Annotated in this window: 17 protein-coding genes; 9 read left to right on the top strand and 8 right to left on the bottom strand. The window is 50.0% G+C overall.

Going from position 1 to position 20,753, the window contains the following annotated elements; all coding sequences use genetic code 11:
• Nucleotides 1-43 precede the first annotated feature (43 nt).
• Nucleotides 44-934, top strand: a complete 891-nt coding sequence (locus tag IMY23_RS03980; protein WP_192820847.1) for an SDR family oxidoreductase — start codon at nt 44-46, stop codon at nt 932-934.
• Between the two features lie 626 nt (nt 935-1,560).
• Here IMY23_RS03980 and IMY23_RS03985 read toward each other — a convergent pair.
• On the bottom strand, nt 1,561-3,810 hold the full coding sequence (locus IMY23_RS03985) for a S46 family peptidase (RefSeq protein ID WP_192820848.1): 2,250 nt from the start codon (nt 3,808-3,810) through the stop codon (nt 1,561-1,563).
• Between the two features lie 192 nt (nt 3,811-4,002).
• Nucleotides 4,003-4,440, bottom strand: coding sequence for a YkvA family protein (locus IMY23_RS03990; protein ID WP_192820849.1), 438 nt, complete (start codon nt 4,438-4,440; stop codon nt 4,003-4,005).
• A 177-nt stretch (nt 4,441-4,617) separates the two neighbouring features.
• On the opposite strand from IMY23_RS03990, the gene IMY23_RS03995 reads away from it, so the two are divergent.
• Together IMY23_RS03995 and IMY23_RS04000 are read left to right on the top strand one after the other, a co-directional pair.
• The gene (locus IMY23_RS03995; RefSeq protein ID WP_192820850.1) at nt 4,618-5,865 is read left to right on the top strand and encodes a hypothetical protein; all 1,248 of its coding nucleotides are present in this window, start codon (nt 4,618-4,620) and stop codon (nt 5,863-5,865) included.
• A gap of 52 nt (nt 5,866-5,917) precedes the next feature.
• Nucleotides 5,918-6,442: a DinB family protein gene (locus tag IMY23_RS04000; protein WP_192820851.1), complete on the top strand. Its 525-nt coding sequence runs from the start codon at nt 5,918-5,920 to the stop codon at nt 6,440-6,442.
• 146 nt (nt 6,443-6,588) lie between these two features.
• Here IMY23_RS04000 and IMY23_RS04005 read toward each other — a convergent pair whose 3' ends face one another.
• Nucleotides 6,589-7,965 (bottom strand): PhoH family protein, encoded by a 1,377-nt coding sequence (locus IMY23_RS04005; RefSeq protein WP_370589828.1) that lies wholly within the window; start codon nt 7,963-7,965, stop codon nt 6,589-6,591.
• 258 nt (nt 7,966-8,223) lie between these two features.
• On the opposite strand from IMY23_RS04005, the gene IMY23_RS04010 reads away from it, so the two are divergent.
• Nucleotides 8,224-8,736 carry a hypothetical protein gene (locus tag IMY23_RS04010; protein WP_192820852.1) on the top strand — a complete coding sequence of 171 codons (513 nt, stop codon included), beginning with the start codon at nt 8,224-8,226 and terminating at the stop codon, nt 8,734-8,736.
• Here IMY23_RS04010 and IMY23_RS04015 read toward each other — a convergent pair.
• The 3 genes from IMY23_RS04015 to IMY23_RS04025 form a co-directional block, all read right to left on the bottom strand.
• Nucleotides 8,733-9,380, bottom strand: coding sequence for a helix-turn-helix domain-containing protein (locus IMY23_RS04015; protein ID WP_225986406.1), 648 nt, complete (start codon nt 9,378-9,380; stop codon nt 8,733-8,735). The genes IMY23_RS04010 and IMY23_RS04015 overlap by 4 nt on opposite strands.
• A 4-nt stretch (nt 9,381-9,384) precedes the next feature.
• Entirely contained in the window at nt 9,385-10,233 is an 849-nt protein-coding gene (locus tag IMY23_RS04020) for an SDR family oxidoreductase (protein ID WP_192825144.1), read from the bottom strand.
• Between the two features lie 143 nt (nt 10,234-10,376).
• Nucleotides 10,377-10,769: a DUF3127 domain-containing protein gene (locus IMY23_RS04025; protein ID WP_192820854.1), complete on the bottom strand. Its 393-nt coding sequence runs from the start codon at nt 10,767-10,769 to the stop codon at nt 10,377-10,379.
• Nucleotides 10,770-10,942: 173 nt separating this feature from the next.
• On the opposite strand from IMY23_RS04025, the gene IMY23_RS04030 reads away from it, so the two are divergent.
• Nucleotides 10,943-11,884 carry an isoaspartyl peptidase/L-asparaginase family protein gene (locus tag IMY23_RS04030; protein WP_192820855.1) on the top strand — a complete coding sequence of 314 codons (942 nt, stop codon included), beginning with the start codon at nt 10,943-10,945 and terminating at the stop codon, nt 11,882-11,884.
• 48 nt (nt 11,885-11,932) lie between these two features.
• On the opposite strand, the gene IMY23_RS04035 is transcribed toward IMY23_RS04030, so the two are convergent.
• Nucleotides 11,933-12,811: a cyanophycinase gene (locus IMY23_RS04035; RefSeq protein ID WP_192820856.1), complete on the bottom strand. Its 879-nt coding sequence runs from the start codon at nt 12,809-12,811 to the stop codon at nt 11,933-11,935.
• Between the two features lie 129 nt (nt 12,812-12,940).
• Nucleotides 12,941-14,722, bottom strand: coding sequence for a M1 family metallopeptidase (locus tag IMY23_RS04040; protein WP_192820857.1), 1,782 nt, complete (start codon nt 14,720-14,722; stop codon nt 12,941-12,943).
• A 273-nt stretch (nt 14,723-14,995) separates the two neighbouring features.
• Here IMY23_RS04040 and IMY23_RS04045 point away from each other — a divergent pair, with 273 nt between their 5' ends.
• The 4 genes from IMY23_RS04045 (at nt 14,996) to dinB (ending at nt 20,495) form a co-directional block, all read left to right on the top strand.
• Nucleotides 14,996-16,666, top strand: a complete 1,671-nt coding sequence (locus IMY23_RS04045) for a murein L,D-transpeptidase (RefSeq protein ID WP_192820858.1) — start codon at nt 14,996-14,998, stop codon at nt 16,664-16,666.
• A gap of 641 nt (nt 16,667-17,307) precedes the next feature.
• Nucleotides 17,308-17,745 carry a helix-turn-helix transcriptional regulator gene (locus tag IMY23_RS04050; protein ID WP_192820859.1) on the top strand — a complete coding sequence of 146 codons (438 nt, stop codon included), beginning with the start codon at nt 17,308-17,310 and terminating at the stop codon, nt 17,743-17,745.
• 278 nt (nt 17,746-18,023) lie between these two features.
• Nucleotides 18,024-18,815: an SOS response-associated peptidase gene (locus IMY23_RS04055; protein ID WP_192820860.1), complete on the top strand. Its 792-nt coding sequence runs from the start codon at nt 18,024-18,026 to the stop codon at nt 18,813-18,815.
• Between the two features lie 528 nt (nt 18,816-19,343).
• Complete coding sequence (gene dinB, locus IMY23_RS04060; RefSeq protein ID WP_192820861.1) at nt 19,344-20,495, top strand: DNA polymerase IV; 1,152 nt, start codon at nt 19,344-19,346, stop codon at nt 20,493-20,495.
• Nucleotides 20,496-20,753 lie beyond the last annotated feature (258 nt).

Raw genomic sequence — 20,753 nt, forward strand, 5'->3', positions numbered from 1 at the left:
TGCAGCGTAGTTCTCCTATATTTAAGCAGTTAACCTACGTCTTATGCCAAACTATACAGAACCAATGCTGCGCGATGGCGCTTTGAAAGATAAAACCATTATCATTACCGGAGGCGGCACGGGCCTGGGCAGGTCCATGGGCGTGTATTTCTTGAAACTGGGGGCCAATGTGGTCATCACCAGCCGCAAAATGCCCGTGTTGGAACAGGCTGCCCATGAAATGATGCAGGAAACCGGCGGACAAGTTTTGCCTTTTGCCTGTGATGTGCGCAAGCCCCTGGAAGTGGAAGCCATGCTGGCCGCCACCCTGGAAAGATTCGGTGCCGTGCACGGTCTCCTAAACAACGCCGCCGGCAATTTCATCAGCCCCACGGAGCGCCTGAGCCCCAAAGCCTTTGACGTGATTGTGGACATTGTTTTGAAAGGCAGCTACAACTGCACACTCACCCTGGGCAAACATTGGATTGAGAACAAGCAACCCGGCACCATCCTGAACATTGTCACCACCTACGCCTGGACCGGCTCCGGTTACGTAGTGCCCTCGGCCACCGCCAAGGCCGGCGTGCTTGCCATGACCCGCTCCCTGGCCGCCGAGTGGGCCAAGTACGGAATACGGTCCAACGCTATTGCGCCAGGTCCGTTTCCTACGGAGGGTGCCTGGAGCCGCCTGTTCCCTGAAGCCCTCGCCGAAAAGTTGGACCCCTTGAAACGAATTCCCTTGAAACGCTACGGCGAGCACCAGGAACTTGCTAACCTGGCGGCCTATCTTATTTCTGATTACTCAGCCTACGTGAACGGCGAAGTAGTCACCATTGACGGCGGCGAATGGCTTTACGGCGGCGGCGAATTTAACCATTTAGACCAAATTCCAAACGAGATGTGGGATGTGGTGGAGAAGATGGTGCGTGGGAAAAAGGAGGAAGGGAAGGAGTAACGAAGTGACAATTAGTTTATAGCTTAATTGTAAAGCATTAAAAATGACCCGAATTCTTTTACTATCAGCCGCGTTACTATTTTTCAGTTGTCAAACAGAAACCGAACTGTTTGATGATGTAAATGAAATGGCTGAATTGGATAGAGTTTACAAACCGATCTCGATTCAATCAGGAAAAGTAAGCGGGCTCCTTTTTCCTAGTAATGAATACAACATTTATACAATAGACTCCCTGGCTTTTCAAAACTTGGAAAATTCAATCTATACAAGTGACAAGTTTAAAGAAGGCACCTTCTACTTTAATCTTGAATTGAATGACTACTTATATCAAAATAAACTAGAAATTTTGAATATGTCTAAATCATTAATTACTAAAAACAAATACGATAAAACCTATTACTTATATCTATTGTCAGACAGGAAAACTTTTGCTGTCTGCAAAGTCAACCATTAAAAGTTAAAAGAATAGCACTTTACAATAACACTTAAACCTCAGCCTCGACCGATGGCCTCGCCATCTTTTATACTAGTCCGTTACACTTTTAAAATTTTATCCAACCTAAACAAAAAAGCAGCCCGATGCGTTTTCGGGCTGCTTTTTTCAAATGAGGGCTAAAACAGAAAATCTATTTCACTTTTACTTTGGCCGGAGCTTTTTTAGCGGGAACTGTTTTTTTAGCCGGCGATGCATTTCTAACCGGTGCCTTCGTTACCAAGGTCATTTCCTTCACTAAATGCCCAGCCCCGGCGAATTTGTCTACAATGAACAGGAAATAGCGGGCATCCATGGAGATGTTGCGCACGCGGTCCGGGTCATACATTATGTCAGACATGGTGCCTTCCCAGTTGCGGTCAAAGTTGGTGCCTATCAAGTGCCCATCGGCGTTGATGACCGGGGAACCCGAGTTACCGCCCGTGGTGTGGTTAGACGCAATGAACGCCACCGGCATCTGGCCGTTCACCCCATAGGGTCCATAGTCTTTCTTCAGGTACAATTCCTTGAGTTTGGCGGGTACTTTGTAATCTGCCACGGCCGGATCTTCCTTTTCCATGATTCCTTCCAGGGTGGTGTAGTGTTCGTAGTACGCGCCATCGGCGGGTTTGTAACCGTCAATCTGACCAAAAGAAACCCGAAGCGTGGAGTTGGCATCTGGGTAAAATTTCTTGTTGGTCATCATCTCGCGCAAACCCTGCAAATAGGTGCGGTTCAGGAGCGTGTTCTCATCATTGAGGCGGGTGTAGGTGGGCAGCGTTTTCTCGCGGTAGTTGTTCACCAGGCTGCTGGTCAGCTGAATAGCTGGGTCGGCGGCCAAGGTGGCCAGCATGGTGGTTGGGTTCTGGCTGAGCAATTGCTGTACTTTCTCCAGAGATGCAAGGTTGGTAGTGGCATACACGTTGTCGGCGTAGGCTGCCCAGTTGTTGTTGTGGTTCTGGGCTACTGCCTTGAATACCTCTGGGTGAAAGGCCGGCGGCACATCTTGCTGGTAAAGTTGCAGCAATGCGGCAAACACTTTCTTGTCGGTGGGCAGGTTGTAGTTCTTGAAAAAGCCGGGGGCGGCGTCTCGCAGTCTTTTAACCTGGGCCTGTACTTCAGCGTCAGTTGCTTTTTGCTGAATCATGCCGGCCAGCGTCACGTAGCCTTGCGCGAAATTAACCAACTCCACGCCCAGGCCTGCTTCCATGAAATAATCTCTTGACAAGGTGATGCCGTTGGCCAGTTGGCCGTAGTTCTGCTCAAATTTCTGGAGCACCTGGCCATAGGTGTTCTTCCGGCCGGTTTCCTGGTTAACCCATGCATTGAATTTCTGTTCCTGCTCGCGTTTGCGGGTAATGGCGTCTAGTTTTCTGAGGCCGCGCATCTCGCCAATCCATTTCTTATGGGAATTGCTCACACTGGCATATTTGGCAGCGTATTGAATACGCACTTTAGGGTCGGCTTTCATGTCCTGGTCTAAAATGCCCAGTTTCACGGTTCTGATTTTCACTTTGGCTGGGTCAGAAATCTCCACAATCTCGCGTACGGCCTGGGAGGGCAAATACTCAGTAGTGCGGCCCGGGAACCCGAAGACCATGGTGAAATCGCCTTCCTTGATGCCTGCCAGGGAAATTGGGAGGTGGTGCTTGGGCGTGTACGGTTTGTTGTTGGGCGAATACGCGGCGGGTTTGTTGTCTGGCCCGGCATAGATCCGGAACAATGAGAAATCGCCGGTATGGCGCGGCCACATCCAGTTATCCGTGTCGCCGCCAAATTTGCCGATGCTCTCGGGCGGGGCGCCCACCAACCTGATGTCCCGGAAGGTTTCCGTCACATACATGTAATACTCGTTGCCATAGAAAAACGGACGAATCACGGCGTCATAATGCGTTCCGGCGGTGGTCTGCGCCTGCACTTTCTTGATATTGGCCTGCACGCGTTGTTCGCGCTCTGCCTCTGGTAAATTGGCCGGAATATCGCCCAAGATTTGCTTGGTCACGTCTTCCATGCGCACAATAAACGTGGCGGTGAGGCCGGGATTCGGTTTTTCCTGAGAGCGCTCCATGGCCCAGAAACCATTGGTAAGCAAATCATTCTCCACGGAGCTGTGTGACTGAATCTGGCCGTAGCCGCAGTGGTGGTTGGTAAGCAACAGGCCTTGGTTAGAAATAATTTCACCGGTGCAGCCGCCGCCAAACTGTACAATGGCGTCTTTCAAGCTTGATTTGTTGATGCTGTAAATGTCCTCGGCAGAAAGGCGCATGCCTTTTTTCTGCATATCGGCTTCATTGAGCTGCTTGAGCAACATGGGAAGCCACATGCCTTCGTCTGGGCGGGCCCAACCCAGCAGAGAACTGAGCATCAGCACCGCCACCAAGGGTAATCTCTTATAATGGAACATAGAACGTTTGGTTGAGTTTGATTCCAAATTTACGAAAACCTAACGAATACTAGGTAGCCAGATAAATGGCCTTAAAAGCTGAAGGCTTTACTGCAAGAGGAGGGAAGCCTAAAAATGAAACGCTCCGTTTTCGGGCTCATTTCTGGAAATGAGCCCGAAAACGGAGCGTTGCCTTAAAGAGTTAAATCTGTATTAGGAATGACCAACGGCTACGGCGCCTTCTTCCCACACCTGGAACTTCTGCAATTCCTCCTGGAACGCAGAAATAAACCAGGCCATCAAACTCAAGTCATCGGCGAAGCCAATGATGGGAATAAAGTCTGGAATCAGGTCCAGCGGGGTGGCCACATACAGTAGCACCGCCACGCCCAGGAGCATGGATTTGGTCTCCACTTGGCGGTAATTGCCGTTCACGTAGGCTTTCACCAGGCGCATAAACCGCAGCATAACTTCTTTTATCTGCTCAAAGCCGCTCACGTTGCTGTTGGCACTGGTGAGTTTTTCATAAGCGGTGGTCAGCAGGAGGCCAATCTTCACGGGTTTGCCCATTAAACCGGCGGCTTTGGAGACCATGGCGTTGAAGATGGCATTCTTTGATATTTTCAATCCTTTTTCAGTTAAAGAGCTCATAGTTTTGTGTGCGTTAGTCTAAAAGATGCTCTCTATACGGGGAGAACGCCTGTCAAGATGTAAGCTTTCGGCAACTAGCCCGGCTCTTCTACCAGGGTTTGGTACGGATGTATTTTTATTGCAGCGCCGTTTTCATTTCTTTACAGAACCAAGCGCCATTTTCCATTGAAAAATACTATGAAACTTAAGATCCTGCTGTGTTGCGTGCTGCTTTGTGTGGGTGGGTCTGCGGTTGGGCAGGTGAACCCCATTCAGCAGGAAATCTTGAATTACCCAGAGTCACCCGCTGAGTTGATCTCCAAAGGCCGCCGGTTGATTCTGGACCGTTTTCTGGCCGGCGACGCCGCCAAGGTTCGACAGGTGAAAAACTATTTGTTGGAGCACGTGGAAGATGAAAACTACGTGGCCCTGCTCCCAATTGAGCGCTGGTACCTGGGGTATTGGACCAAAGATTACCTTGACGTACTGCCCGCCGTGCTTCATTTAGATAGCGTGGGTTTGGCCTCGTTCCGGGGTAAAATATTCCCGATGCCAGATATGCTCCTGGAGAAACTAGAAACAGCCGTGCGCGATTCTAAGGCGCAAATAGTGCAGGATATCAAAAATGCCGACCTCAGAACCATTGACAAAGAATACCTTTTGCTGCATTTGGAGTTTATGCTGGCGCGGCAGGAGTTTTCTCTAGCCGAAAGGCAAAATGCTGAAACGATGCAGCGGAATCCTGAAGCGGAACGAGACACCTTGAATGCCATGGCCAACCGGTTTTTGAGCAATTATCCGCAAAGCCAGTTTGAGCCGTTTATCAGAAGCAACATCAGGGAGGCCTATGTGCCGGCTAAATTGGGGTTCACGTATGAAATCTTCAGCGGCTTCGGCGTTTTCACGAAAGGTTTAAGCCATAATTTCAGCAATACGGTGCCCATTGGTATTTCCTTTGAAGCCTATTTGCGGCGGTGGGCTTTTTCTACCAGGGCCTTCATAGGTTTTGGCAATACCAGAAAAGATTTTCCGTATGAAAATGGGGTTTGGCCAACTGGTTCCAGAATGACCGCTTTTACGCCTGAGTTTGACCTGGGCTATGTGGTGGCTGAAAATAAACGGTTGAAACTGACGCCGTTCATAGGAATTGCCGCCACCAAAATTAGCCCCGAGGAAGAAGACAATGACCTGCAACAAGAATATAGAAAAGCCGAATTTGGTTTTACCACCACGTATGCTGTAGGAACCGCGCTCGATATAAAATTAGGCCAAGGGTCTGCCTATACATGGCGCGAAGGCGGAGAGGAGCGCTACCTGTTTGTGCGCCTTCGGTATGCTTTTCTTAGCCCCCAGTTTAGCAGCCATTATTCGGGCCTGAACGGCTACATGCACCACGTGACGGTGGGCTTCGGTGGTTTCTGGCGTTTTCTCAAGCGCGACTATTAACACCACCGCTCCCTCACATTTTCTATCTTTGACTTTCTATAATCTGATTTTTATGTACACTTTACCTGCGCCCGGCGATTATAACCCTTATTTTGACAACTACATAAGCCTGGTCTCCAGCCAGGAAGACATAGTCAAATACCTGGCAGAACAGCCTCAGAAACTACAGCAACTCCTGGGCCGGGTAAGTGCGTCTGCCGCTGATTTTGCGTATGAACCTGGTAAATGGTCTATCAAGCAGCTGCTTGGGCACATGAATGACACTGAACGCATTATGGCCTACCGCGCCTTGTGCATTGCCCGCGGGGAACAGGTCTCATTGCCGGGGTTTGATGAGAATCTGTACGTCACCAACGCGCGGTTTGAGGACCGCGCCCTGGAAAGTCTGGTAACTGAACACCAAGCCATCAGAAACGCCACCTTGGCTTTGATAAAAGGATTACCACCTGAAGCCACGGCCCGCCGGGGAAATGCCAACGGTCACCCCATCACTGTCTCTGCGCTGGTCTACATTATTGCCGGCCATGAACAACACCACCTCAACATCTTAAAAGAACGCTACCTGGCTAAGCTTTAGAATTGTTGATTGGTCATTGTTGATTGTTTTTTCCGAACAAGAATAAAAACACCAACTCCTGTTTTCGGGCTCATTTCCAGAATTGAGCCCGAAAACAGGAGTTGGTGTTTCTCCACAATCAACAATGACCAATCAGCAATCAGCAATTACAAAAGGTCATTTGCCAGGTTGGCAAGTTCTGAGCGTTCGCCTTTCTGCAGGGTAATGTGCGCGTAAAGCGGATGATTTTTTACTTTGTCAATAAGGTAGGAGAGACCGTTGCTTTGGCTGTCCAGGTAGGGCGTGTCAATCTGGTAAATGTCACCGGTAAAGATGATTTTGGTGTTTTCGCCGGCGCGGGAGATAATGGTTTTGATTTCGTGCGGGGTCAGGTTCTGGGCTTCGTCCACAATGAAAATGATGTTGGAAAGGCTTCGGCCCCTGATGTAGGCCAAGGGCGTAATCACCAACCGGTCCTGTTCCACCATTTCCTTGATCTTGTTGGCTTCGCGGCTGTGCTCCGGGTATTGGTTCTGGATGAATTTGAGGTTGTCCCAAAGCGGTTCCATGTAGGGCCCAATCTTGGAATTGGCATCGCCGGGCAAGAAGCCCAAATCGCGGTTACTCAACGGCACAATGGGGCGCGCCAGGTAAATCTGATTGTAGGTTTCGCGCTGTTCCAGGGCCCCGGCTAAAGCCAGCAGCGTTTTGCCGGTTCCGGCCACGCCTTGAATGGAAACCAGTTTAATGTCTGGGTGCATGATGGCGTGCAGCGCGAAAGTCTGCTCGGCATTGCGGGGTTTTATGCCCACGGCCTGTACCTTGTCTACGCGCTGCAAGGTTTTGTCTTGGGGGTTGTAATAGGCTAAGGTAGAGCTTTTATGGTTGCGCAGGATAAAGTAATGGTTGTCTTGCGGCGGGTGCGGCATGGCGTCTTCCACGGGGCATGAGCCGTGGTCATACAAGGCAGAAATGACTTCCTGCGGAATGTCTTCCACCAGATCATTGCCGCGGTAAAGATTGGTCACGTTCTGGATCTTGCCGGTCTCATAGTCCTCCGCCGACAAGTTAAGCGCCCTGGCTTTTAACCGGAGGTTAATGTCTTTGGTCACCAGAATCACTTTGTAATCTGGCATCTCATGCTGCAGGGCCAGCGTGGCGTTCAGGATTTTGTGGTCGGCTTTGTTGTCGCTGAAAATGCGCTCGGCGTCTACCGGCGTGGCATGGCTCATAAGTACCTTGAACCTTCCTTTGCCGGTGCCCTTGAGAGGAATCCAGGTTTGCAGCATGTGCTCCGTGGAGAGATCGTCAATGAACCTGATGAACTCGCGGGCCTCAAAGTTTTTGATGTCGTTGCCTTTTTTGAAGTTGTCCAGTTCCTCCAGCACCGTGATGGGAATGGCCACATCATGTTCCCCGAAATGCTCCACCGCGCTGTGGTCATACAGAATCACCGAGGTGTCCAGCACAAAGGCTTTCTTCACTTTTTGGAGATCATTTTCAGAAGGGTTGGCTTTCTTTCTGGGAGTGGCAGGTTTCTTCACGGCGGGATGGGTTAAGGTGGTAAAGAGTTCTTGTTACCCTACGTAAAACCATTGACAGAAAGCTGATGCCATGGGAGTTTTTGAAAAGCACCATGTCTATTTTTTGACGAAATTTTGACAAACCTCTGTGCAAGCAAAAGAATAAACACACCAATATTTTCCCGGAGTTTTATTTCTTTGCAAGGTATTGCGTCGGGTTTCAACCATGGCCCTTTGGAACTTATAGGTCCGTTTGTCTTGGTTACACCAATTTCATTTATGAGAAAGGCCGTTATCTTCAGTTTGCTTTTTGCCTTACCACTTTGCCTGCTGGCCTGGCCCTGGCAATGGAATCAATTTGACAGAAACGACAACCGAACAGGCCGCTGGCGCGATTATTACTCCAGCCACCCAGACAAATTGATGTACAAGGGAAGGTACAAAAAGGGCGTGCCGGTGGGCAAGTGGCGGCATTACGGATTACAAACCAACCTTACCCGCGAAGAAAAACACCTGCCCAAGCAAAAGCGCATTAAAACGGTGTTGTACCATGCCAACGGCAAAATTGCCCGGACCGGCAACGCGTATCTGTTTGAAGAGAATGGCTTCGTGAAATACCACTGGCACGGCGACTGGCAATTTTATGACAGCACCGGCACGTGGCAAGGGTGGCAGTTTTACAACCGGGGTAGAACCAATGACTCCATTCCCATGACCACCAAAATTGGCCTCATTTCCAAAACGGAGCCCAAAAACGGAAGCCCCAGGAAATTTAGATCGGTGAAATTTTAGCTGAGCGTGAAAAACGGCACCTTTTCCTTGTCATGGAGCCGCACCTGGCCTTGAAGCACCAGTTCCACCAGCAACCGGTTGGTGCGCCGCCTGGATAGGTTGGCGTAATGCATGAGTTGCTTTGCCGTCAGTTTTCTATGTTTCTGCAGCAGCAGGAGAATCATTTTCTTGTGATGATCGCCGGGCTCCTGCGCTGGTTCAGGGTCGGGTTCCAGTTGTAAGGATTTCTCCACCAGGCGGCTGGTCTGCACGCTTTCGTCTTTCACTCTAATGTAGCCGCGCCAATCCTGGTCTTTCACTTTGGCCAGATGGGGTTTCCGGGTGCTTTCCGGAATGGTCACGCGCAGAATGGTCCCTTCCTCCATTTCAATTTCGTCATAGGTCACCAGCACGGGCGGGTCACAGTAAAACGAGATTGCTTTCTCCAGGGTGAATTTCTCTTCTTCGGGATCCACGCCACAGATAAGGCCGTTGTCCAGCACGCCCACCAAAATCTGACCGCCCCGCGTATTGGCGAAGGAAACCAAGGTGCGGGCAATGCGGTCTGGGTGCGTGATGGTTTTCTTGAATTCCAGCGTGTCGCTTTCGCCCTGAAGAATCAAAAGCAGGATTTCCTGCATGTCTTGCCCACCCATTGCTTTCATTTGATTAGAAACCGGTTTGCTCCGCGCTCAATTCCCACAAACGGCGGGCGATGTGCGCATTACAGGAATCTGCCGAAGAAGGTCTGGGTTGGCTATTCTTAAAGTATTTGCCCGTGATAGCTTCTACCTCTGGCGAAGTAGCCAAATACACCATGGTCTGCGCTCCATTGGCCGCCGATTTCATGAACAGTTTACCTAATTTGTAAATGAGCCTGATAAAAATGCTGCTGTTGCTTCCAAAATTAGTGGCCACCACGCCGGGGTGCAAGGTATTCACAGTGAGAGATGTGAACTCAGAACGGCGGGCCAGTTCATAGGTGAACAGAATGTTGGCCAGTTTTGAGTCTGCGTAAGCGGTGACCGCACTGTAATGCTGGGGGTTGCCGGCATTGTCGAAATCAATCTTGCCAATGCGGTGCGCCTCAGAACTTACGGTGATCACGCGGCCCTGCTGGGCTTTTAGCAGGTTGTCCATCAAAAGATTGGTCAGCAGGAAAGGAGCCAGGTGGTTGGTTACCCAGGAGACCTCGTAGCCCTCAATGGTGGTCTGCTGCAAGCCAGGGATGAGCCCGGCGTTGTTGATAAGCACATCTATGACCGGGTAAGCCGCTTGTAATTCTTGGGCCAACGCCCGCACCTGGTCCAGTGAAGACAAATCGGCCAGGTGTAACTGTAGATTGGCGTGGGGCACCTTTGATTTAATATCGGTGATGGCTTTTTCGCCTTTCTCGCGGTTGCGGCAGACCATGGCTACCAGGGCACCCTGGCGGGCCAGAGCCTCAGTGGCGGCTTTGCCCAGGCCAGAGCTGGCCCCGGTGATTATGATGATCTTTTCTTTGTCTGGGTGGGTCATGTAATTCAATTCCAACGGCTTCTGTTTCTCCGCCTACGGATTTTTGGCTGGCTTAGGTGCTTTTCTGAAAACTAGGGGCCGCCAACATAAAAAATGCGACCCGAAACGGGCCGCATTCTATGGTTATTCTAAAAAGTTAGTGCTTAGAAAGGAAGGTCGTTGTCCATGTCATCACTAATGAAGGAACTGGACTTGGCAGGCTGCGGTGCCTGGGCGTACCCGGCGTTACCGCCACCTTGTGCTTGCGGGGCGCCGTTGCTGGCATGCTCCACGCGCCAGGCCTGCAGGTTGGTGAAGTACATGGTGGTGCCGTTTTTGGTGAACGGTTTGCCGCTCAGGTTAAAGGCCACTTTCACTTCATCGCCTGTTTTGTAGTTGTCAAGAATACCGCACTTATCCTGGGTAAGCTGAAATTTGGCATATTGCGTATAAGAGCCGTCTGGGATTTCCAGCACGAACTCGCGCTTCCGGAATTTCTCGCTCACTTGCGTTTCATCAAAGATTTCGTGCAATCTTCCCTGTACATCAAAAGACATAATGGTAATTTTAAAATTAGTAAAGTATCTACACAAATATACAAACAATAGCGCGTTTAGATTCCGGGGAAGTCACTTAAATTTCAAGAATTCCTTAGGTTTCTGATTCCCTGCACGGTAGCAGAAAACGCTCAGAATTCTCCTTCCGCACAAGACCCAAATTCAACACCTGTATGACCGCAACCAACCCTTTTTCCATAGCGCTCCACGGCGGGGCCGGCACCATTACCAAAGGCTCCCTCACCCCAGAACTGGACCGTGCCTACCGGACCGCGCTGCAACAAGCCCTCACCATTGGCTATGACCTGTTAAGGCAGGGTGCCACGGCGCTGGCGGCGGTAGAGGCCACCGTGGTGGCCCTGGAAGACTGCCCGCTCTTCAACGCCGGCAAAGGTTCTGTGTTCAACAAAGTGGGCAAGCATGAGATGGACGCCGCCATGATGTGCGGGAAAACATTGGAGGCTGGGGCGGTGACTGGCGTGAAGAATGTGCGCAACCCCATTTCTCTGGCCAGCCGCATTCTCCATTTCTCTGACCACGTGTTCCTTAGCCACCAGGGCGCCGAGGAGTTTGCCCGCAACCAAGGCCTGGCCTTTGAGCCCGACGACTATTTCTTCACCCAACAGCGCTATGAACAGTGGCAAGCCCTGCGAGATTCTGACGTGTACATGCTGGACCACACCGAAACTAAGGAGAAAAAATTTGGGACGGTTGGGGCGGTGGCGCTGGACCAGGCGGGTAATTTAGCGGCGGCAACGTCAACCGGTGGCATGACCAACAAGAACTTCAACCGCATTGGCGACAGCCCCGTGATTGGGGCCGGCACCTACGCCAATAATAAAACCTGCGCTATTTCCTGCACAGGTCATGGCGAGTTTTTCATCCGCCACGTGGTGGCCTATGACATCTCTTGTTTAATGGAATACAAAGGCCTGAGTCTGGCGCAAGCCTGTGACGTGGTAGTGCAGCAGAAATTGAAACCCATTGGCGGCGAAGGCGGGTTGGTAGCCGTTTCAGGCGCCGGGGAAGTGGCCATGCCGTTCAACTCAGAGGGCATGTACCGGGCCGCCTGGGTGGCGGGCCTGGAACCCGTGGTGGCTATTTACCAGGAATAAAATTTCCGTTTTCGGGCTCATTTTCAGAAATGAGCCCGAAAACGGAAATTACTCTTGCGTAGGATTTTGTTTATGGCAGAACTTGCGTTCCCTAATATCATAGTAGTTGCCAATGGCCAGCACATGCACCAGCATGTTTTCAATGGAAAGGGGCGTGCCCGGCGTGACGTAGTCCGTATTGTTGTGCTTGATGTGGTGCCCGTCCACTACAATAACTAAGTTAGACCCAATGGTCTCAATGTAATTTCCCTGACTGATCAAAACGCCGGTGTCTTCGCCCAGCCCAATGCCAATTTTGAAAGGGTGCGTGGCCACGGCTTCCATCAAGCGCCCAAACCGCCCGCGCTTCACAAAGTGCGAATCAAAAATCACGTTCTTCTGAAAGGCCAGACCTCTATCCAACTTCACGGCTCCTTTCAGCAATGATCTGGAGCTGCTGCCGCCCTTGATCATAATATCTGACATGGCCATGGCCCCGGCGCTGGTGCCGGCAATCACAAAGCCTTCTTCTTTCTGGTAACGGTCCAGCAAAATCTGGTGAAAGGCGGTGCCCGAAAAAATGCGCGCCAGCCTTGACTGGTCGCCGCCCGAGAACATGACGCCGTTGGCCGCCCGCAGCCGGTCCAGGTACAGGGGCTGGTTGACCTCGGCTTCCTCGCGTATGTGCATGATGCCCACGTTTTGGCACCCCAGCACCCCGAAGGCCTGCAAGTACATGTTTCCCACTTCCTCGGGAATCATGGAGGCCGTGGTGATAACTTCAATCTTGGCCTGCGTGCCGCCCATGGTGTCAATTACCCGCTTGAGAATCCCCAGCTCAAAAAAGTTCAGCTGGAATTGTTTCTTGGATTTGGGGAAGGTGCCTTTGTCCTCGTTTCCTCCTATGGCAATCAAAACCCCTTTGGGCAGCAACTCTGGTGTAATCATGTACGCTTGGTTTGATGTCTGGGCATATACGCGTAAAGTAAGCAAGCGGGCTTTAAAAACCCATAGTCAAAACGCAGATTCCTGGCATGAAAAAATCTACTTCACCGTAAAATTGTGGGCCTCAGGTTTTCATGATTTTGCCAGCAGCGCATCTACGGATGAAAAAGTGACGGCATGGTACCCGGGTTTGGCCTGCTGGTAAATCTCCCGAGCCATCTGGGTACCGGCTTCGGTGGCGAGCAGGGCTTTGTAAAGCGGCAAGACAAATTTTCGGCGGCCTACCCGCAGCAGAAACGCCTGCAGCGCCGGAAAAGCTGGGGCATACTGGTGCGCAATGGCCAGTTGGAGCCACGCGGCCTGAATCTCAGCATTGGTGGAGGCGGTAAAACCGAAGGCGGCATCCAATTCCTGCAGTTGCGCGGTGGAAAGCGTATTGGGCATTTTTTTCAGGAAGTACAGAATTTCATGCGTGCTCCATGCTTCGGTTTCCAACTCTGCGGGGGCCGTGCCTTGTTGCCATAACTGCACTTGGGTTTCAACCTGGTGGAAACGTTGGGAGGAAGGCACCGCCACGCCGGCCGGAATACCGGGTTGGAAGATGAACGCCTCATAGTTAATCTGGTCCCGCAAGGCGGAATTTCCGTTTATGAGCTCATTTTCCAAAATGGAGACAAAACTGGCGGTGTCAATGCATTTGAATTGATACGTGTTGAAATACTGTGTCACGAAGGCGTCAAACCGAACTCTGCCTAACAGCGCCTCCAGGTGGCACAGGAACAGGTTTCCTTTTTCATAGGCAATTTCGGTGAGGCCTTCGTCTGGGTCGCGGTTTTCCAGTTGCAGTTTGAGGTGCGTGTCTTCAGGGGTGTGCTTTAATTCCTCCAGGGTTTGCAACAGGTCGTGGTAGCCCAGCACGTGCAGCATGTGCGCGTAGTCTTCGCCGTACAAGGCCTCCATGATTCTGCGCTCAAAATACACCGTGAAGCCTTCGTTCAGCCAGAAATCATTCCAGGTGGCGTTGGTCACCAAATTCCCCGACCACGAATGCGCCAGCTCATGCGCCACCAGCGACGTCAACGATTTATCACCGGTGATGATAGTGGGCGTGGCGAAGGTGAGCATAGGGTTTTCCATTCCGCCAAACGGGAAACTAGGCGGCAGCACCAGCAAATCATACCGTCCCCAGAGGTAAGGTCCGTAAAGCGTTTCGGCAGCCTCAAGCATGTTTTCTGTGTCCAGAAACTCCTGGGCAGCGGCTTCAATAATGCTGGGCTCCGCATACACACCGCAACGCTCGCCCAATGGTTTAAACTGCAGGTCGCCCACCGCCAGAGAGAGCAGGTAAGAAGGCATAGGCCGTTCCATTATAAAATGGTAAGTGCCGCTGCTGTTTTTCTCCTGCGGGTTCTGGGCGCTCATCAAAGGCAGTAAATGCGTGGGCACCGTGACCTTCGCTGTGTAAGTGAACCTAATGCCCGGGCTGTCCTGGCAGGGCAACCAGGTGCGCGCCAGAATGGCCTGTGACTGCGTGAACAAAAATGGATCTGTTTTGCCGGCGGTCTGCTCCGGAGACAGCCATTGCAACGCGGCTGAGTCTTGAGTGGAGGAAAAAGAGATATGCACTCGCTTTGTTTGGGCTTCCAATGGTATATGCAGGCCTTGGCCCAGAATGGAATCTGGTTCTGAGAGCCAGAAAACAGGGGTAGAGCTCTGTGGTTCCAGCTCCACTTTTTCAATGACCAGGCCCTTCACGTCTAGAATTATTTCTGAAGCATTTTGATGCTGTATCTGGTAACTGCCCCGCCCAGCAATCTTTTTCTCTTCAAAATCAACTGTCAGTAGCCAATCTACATGAGTGATGACTGCTTCTATCGGGCACGCATGGGAATGGGGGTCTTTAGTAAAATTCATATTATAAAATTACAATTAGCATGAATGTTGTAAGGAGTAATTCAAATGGGCTAAACCTTAGATTAAGCTCAAACCGAAAGATTTACTGGTACAGCTTACGGCCATTCTTTAAATTTTTTAGGCAATCCTGCCAGGTCCATAATAAAAATAGGGCTGTGGCTATATTCTGCGGAGCCTTCTGGCTTGCATACAATTCTCAACCTGGTAAGCTTTCAAACATTTTCACTTGAATTTTAGTATAAGTACCAAATTAATATGATAGGGACAACCCGTATGAAATCAAACAAGACCTACCCCTTCTTCTTTCTATGTATGATGCTGGGCTTGCTCGTGCTGTCTGCCTGCGCCAAGTCTGGTGAGAAGCAGAAGCAGAAAGAAGCCAAAGCCGCCGCGCAGAATTTCCCGCAGCAGACCGACAGCGTGTACGTAGTGAAGTACGCCAGCACCGAACCGGAGTTCAAAGAGCACATTTCCCTTTTAAAACTGTTTTACCGCGAGCGTGGCTATAAGTTTGCCTGGTTTAAAGATGGTGCCTTGGTGCCGCAAGCCTTCAAGTTCATGGAGGTAATTAACCAGGCGCATGAAGAAGGCCTTAACCCGCGTGACTACATGGTGAAAGATTTGCCGGCCATGTTCAAGAAATTAGAGCAAACCCCCAATGACTCCAGCCGCCACGCACTACAAAAAGAGATTGATGTGTCCTTAACGGCCTCTTACTTTAATTATGCGTCAGATTTCTACAAAGGCACGGTCAATCCGCGCAGCATGGACAACATTGAGTGGGAAGTGAAGCGAAACAAAATCAAGCTGCACAAAGCCCTGCAAACCATTTTAAAGGAGCGCGAAAGCCGGTATCCTTACTATGAATTTGAAGCCTTGCACCCAGGGTATATTAAGCTGCGCGAAGCCCTGAAACAATACCGTTTGGCCAAGCAGGAGGGTGGATGGCCCCGCATAGATGCTCCCAAAACTTTGAAGCCTGGCGATTCTTCACAAGCCGTAGTCGCGCTTCGGCAACGGGTGCTGGGCAAGCAAGCCGTGGGGAAAGCCGGTGCGAACCAGTATGACCCTGAATTGGCCGACGCCGTGAAAAACTTTCAGATCCGGCACGGATTGAAGCCAGACGGCGTGGTAGGTGGGGAGACCCTCAAGAAACTGAATGTATCCGTGGAAGACCGCATTGACCAGATTATCATTAACATGGAACGCTGGCGCTGGGTACCTAAACGCTTTGAAGACAAATACGTGCTGGTGAACATTCCGGAATACGGCATGCACGTGATGGAGAAAGGCAAAGAAGTGCTGTCTATGAAAGTGGTAGTGGGGAAAGAGATGCACGCCACACCCGTGTTCAGTGACAAACTGGAATACATTGTGTTCTACCCGTACTGGAACATCACCCCGCAGATTTTAGAGGAGGAAATTGCCCCGGCCCAAGCCAAAAATCCCAATTACCTTGCCTCCAATGACATGGAACTTGTGAAAGACATTGGCAATGACAAAGTGGAGATTATTCCTACAAACTCTGTTGATTGGTACTCAGTGGACAAAGATTTCAAGTACCGTGTGCGCCAGCGCCCCGGTAAAAAGAACCCGCTTGGTTTTGTGAAATTCATTTTCCCTAATGAGCACAATGTGTACCTGCATGACACGCCTTCTGACCACCTGTTTAACCAGGCCACCCGGGGCTTTAGCCATGGTTGTATTAGAATTGAGAAACCGTTTGAGTTTGCCCAGTATCTATTGAAAGACCAGAAGCAATGGACACCTTCTACCATCAAAGCCGCCATGCACGGAGGTCAGGAAAAATACGTAAATTTATCGGCGAAAGTACCGGTCTATATAGTGTATTTCACAGCTTGGGTAGATGACAACGGAGCCGTCCATTTCAGAGATGATATCTACAAACATGACCAAGATTTGGCGAATGCCTATTTTGGATAAATAACAGAAGAGTTGTAAAAAGCCATTCTTCAATATTTTTTCAAAAGGATGCTCAAATTTTGAGCATCCTTTTTTTATGGCTGGTCGAATTTCGTTTTCAACTAAATCTTGTCTGTTAAAATTACAAATTCGATTTTCATAGGATAAAGCAAATGGTAACGTGCTTCTTTGCATTATGGAACAGGCAGTAAGCGGAAGCCCAAATCTAAAGGGCATGCCAACGCCATAATTGCTCCGTTATGATGCTGGCTCCTTTGTGTTTTGACGGTTAACAGAAATTGAGTTTCACACCTAGTAAGGATAGATGCTCTGGATTATGAAAGTGTGAAAGCAAAGTTGAAGGGAAAAGAGTAGTAATAGGCTGGCTGGCTGGTTTGGTTCTTAGAAGGAGCTATTGGTTTGCTTGAGTTTACATTTGTTTTACAATTGTAAACAAGGTTTAAATATGTTAATTTGTAAAAATGAAAGAGGTATTGAATTGGTAGGATGTGGTGGTAAGTTGCAGTTAATAAGAAAGTTGAACCGATTGCTTAAAGCAACGCTTGCTGTGGGGCGGCAGGCTGAAGCCTAAGAAAAAGGTGGATGGACGATTTGGTTTAAACTCTTTCTTCATTTTTAAATAATGCGTTACCAAAAATGGCATGAGTGATTTACTGCCTAAAATAAAAGAGTTGCTGGAATGGCTTGGGATGGGACCGGCTGCGTTTGCTGATGAAGTAGGCGTGGCCAGACCTGTCATGAGCCATATTTTATCGGAGCGAAACAAGGTGAGCCTGGAGGTGGTGCAGAAGATACTGGCCAGGTTTACCGACGTGGACCCTGCCTGGCTTTTACTGGGTCAAGGGGAAATGCTAAAGAAAATAGTAGCGCAGCCTATACCTGGTTCACCTGCTACAGACGCTCAGAAAGAAGTGCCTGAAGTAGAGCAAGAGTCTGTAACTCCTGGTAAAGTTCAAAACTCAAAGAAAGCTTCTTCGCCAGTTGTAAGTAAGTCAGGTAACCAGAAGAAGGAGCTTATCAAGGTACTGTTGGTCTATTCAGACGGAACCTACAAAGAACTCCTGCCAGAGGAAATGTAATTTAAAAGAGGGAAAGGCTTTTTATTTCTACCGAATTAGCAGGAGTTGTATTTTACATTTAACTAGTGAATTACTAGAATATTCTTGCAAACCGTGAAAATTTCATTCTAATTCTTTCACCTTCTTTCTTAAATAATAGGTGATTTTGTGCTACGTATCTGTGCTTCTGTTTTCGGGCTCATTTCTGGAAATGAGCCCGAAAACAGAAGATGAATTGGAGGCAATAATATCTCTTATTAAAAAGTTGTCTGTACCTTGGGTGGAGCAACAACTGCCGTTTGAAATCTTTTTTATTTAACGTTACGCGTATGTGCGGCCGCTACTCGGTTAACAGAAAGAATTTACCCAAAGAACATCGCTTCACTGCCAAATTGGAGGGGCTGGTGTTTGAGAAGAATTTTGACGCCCGGCCTTCGCAGCAGTTGCCCGTGATTCTGCCCCACCAGGAGAAAGCGGTGATGGCCACCTGGGCTTCGCCGGAGAAAGAAACAGACGGCAAGCCTACGCTTCCTTTTAATGTCCGGCAGGAAAACTTGCTGTTCATTCCCAGGTTCAGGGCCCTGCTGCCGCGTCACCGCTGTATCATTCCCATTGACGGCTTTTTTGAGTGGAAGGAACTGGAGGAAGAGGAGGCGGAACAAGCTCTTGAGCCTGAGGCACCGCTGGGGCTGGACTTGTTCGGGAACCCCATCAGAAGTGAGGCCGAGAAAAAGCGGGCCAAGAAAGCCAAACCCGTGAAGCAGAAATATCGGTTTACGCTCAAAGACGAAGAGCCCTTCGGGTTGGCCGGGCTTTGGCGCGAAAGTGTGCATCATGACACCGGCGAGCTGAACCGCTACTTTTCCATCATTACCACTGCCGCTAACTCTGCTGTGCAACCGTACCACGACCGCATGCCCGTCATTCTCACGCCCCACGCCGAGGACATCTGGCTAGATGACAAACTCCGTGAGAAACAGTGGATGGAAGTGCTTCAGCCCTATGACCATCGGCAAATGGTGGTGCGCGCCATTGACGAGTATGAAAGTGTTTTAGGTAACTACGTTGCGCCCGCCCTCAATTCTAAGTAAGTAAGAAAGATAAACTCCTCACTTTGGCCTCCTGAAAGCATCTCGGCGGCAAATGGTGATAAAGCCTAATGATCGCTTTTCAAGTTCTAGGCTGAGATCTTTCCAAGAGAGAAACATGAATAGTTGATGCGTCTTGATACGGAAGCGTAGTTTGCGCTGCCTTCCGTTTTTGGGCTCGTTTTCAGAATTGAAGCCGAAAACGTTTTTTCCTTTCTTTCCTGATGGCGGTCAATATGACACTTCAGGCGTTTCACACTGCCTGCTTTATCTGCGTAACTGTTTCTGCTAGTGTGTGGTATGATTTGAATTTCCTCCTCGGCCAAGATTGATTTCTCTTCCGAAGTTCCACCACAGGATTCGTTAATCAATCTTAAAGGCAGCCTAGAAGTATTAGCAAAAGCTAACTATGTTAGTAAATATGTGAATAAATAAATCTAATATATTTAGCTTTTCTATATTAATCCTCCGTATTTGCTAAAATAATTAGCTTTTTAACCAGAGCAATTCTTAGCTAAAACGGGAGGAAATATGTTGGTACAAGACAAGAGAACCATTGCCCATTTGGATCTAGACACGTTTTTCGTGTCGGTGGAGCGGTTGCGGAATACGCAGCTGCAGAACAAGCCCATTATTATTGGCGGCCTCTCAGACAGGGGCGTGGTGGCCAGTTGCAGTTATGAGACGCGCTTCTTCGGGGTGCACGCCGGCATGCCCATGAAAATGGCCCGACAGCTCTGCTCAGAGGCGCTGGTGCTGCGCGGCGACATGGAAGCCTACAGTGAGCATTCGCAGAAAGTGACCCAGGTCATTGCCGACCGCGCGCCGGTCTACGAGAAAGCCTCCATTGACGAGCATTACCTAGATGTGACCGGCATGGACCGGTTCCACGGCACCTGGCAATGGACCAACGAGCTTCGGCAGACCATTATGAAAGAGACGGGTTTGCCTATTTCCTTCGGGCTCTCGGTGAACAAAACGGTTTCTAAAATTGCCACCGGGCAGGCTAAGCCTAACGGCGCGCTGCAGGTGAGCGCCCCGGAGGTAAAGCCGTTTCTGGCGCCGCTTTCCATCAGGAAGATCCCGGGCGTGGGGCAGAAGAACTACCAGCTGCTGCGCAACATGGGCATTCCTACCATTGAAGTGCTCACCATGGTTCCGGTGGAGATGATGCAGAAAGTGCTGGGCAAAGAAGGCGTGCACATCTGGGAGAAGGCCAATGGCATTGACCGCGCCCCCGTGGTGCCGTATTCTGAGCAGAAATCCATCAGCACGGAGCAAACCTTCGCCACCGATACCACCGATATCCATTTCCTGAACAACCTGCTGGTGACCATGACCGAGGGCCTGGCCTTTGAGCTCCGCAAACAGGGCAAACTCACCGGCTGCATCACGGTCAAGATTCGCTACGCCAACTTTGACACCCACACCCAGCAGATCTCCATTCCCTACAACGCGGCAGACCATATTCTTATTAATAAAGCCAAAGAGCTCTTCAAGAAACTCTACAACCGGCGGCTCCTCATCCGGCTCCTGGGCGTTCGGCTGAGCCACTTGGTGCAAGGCTTCCAGCAGATTGACCTCTTTGAGGACACCGCCCAACTCGCCAGCCTCTACCAGGCCATGGACAAAATCAGATTCCGCTACGGCGAGGCCTCAGTGCTACGGGCAGTGGGCGTTTAATGTGCTGATGTGCTAATGTGGGGATGTAAAAACTTGGAGATGGGAGATTTCTGTTTTCGGGCTCATTTCTGGAAATGGAGACGAAAACAGAAGGTGTGGCCTTCCTGCACTTTCCTGCCGCAAGTTTAGCGTTAGCGTAACTTGTGGTAACCAACCTGGTGAGTTTATCAACTCACGTAAGTTTATAAACTTACAACGTGTGCAGCCACAAGTTACGCTGCTGCTAAACTTGCGGCAGAGGTTTTTGTAGAGACCAGG

This window comes from Rufibacter sp. LB8, from assembly GCF_014876185.1.
In the GTDB taxonomy this organism is placed as follows: domain Bacteria; phylum Bacteroidota; class Bacteroidia; order Cytophagales; family Hymenobacteraceae; genus Nibribacter.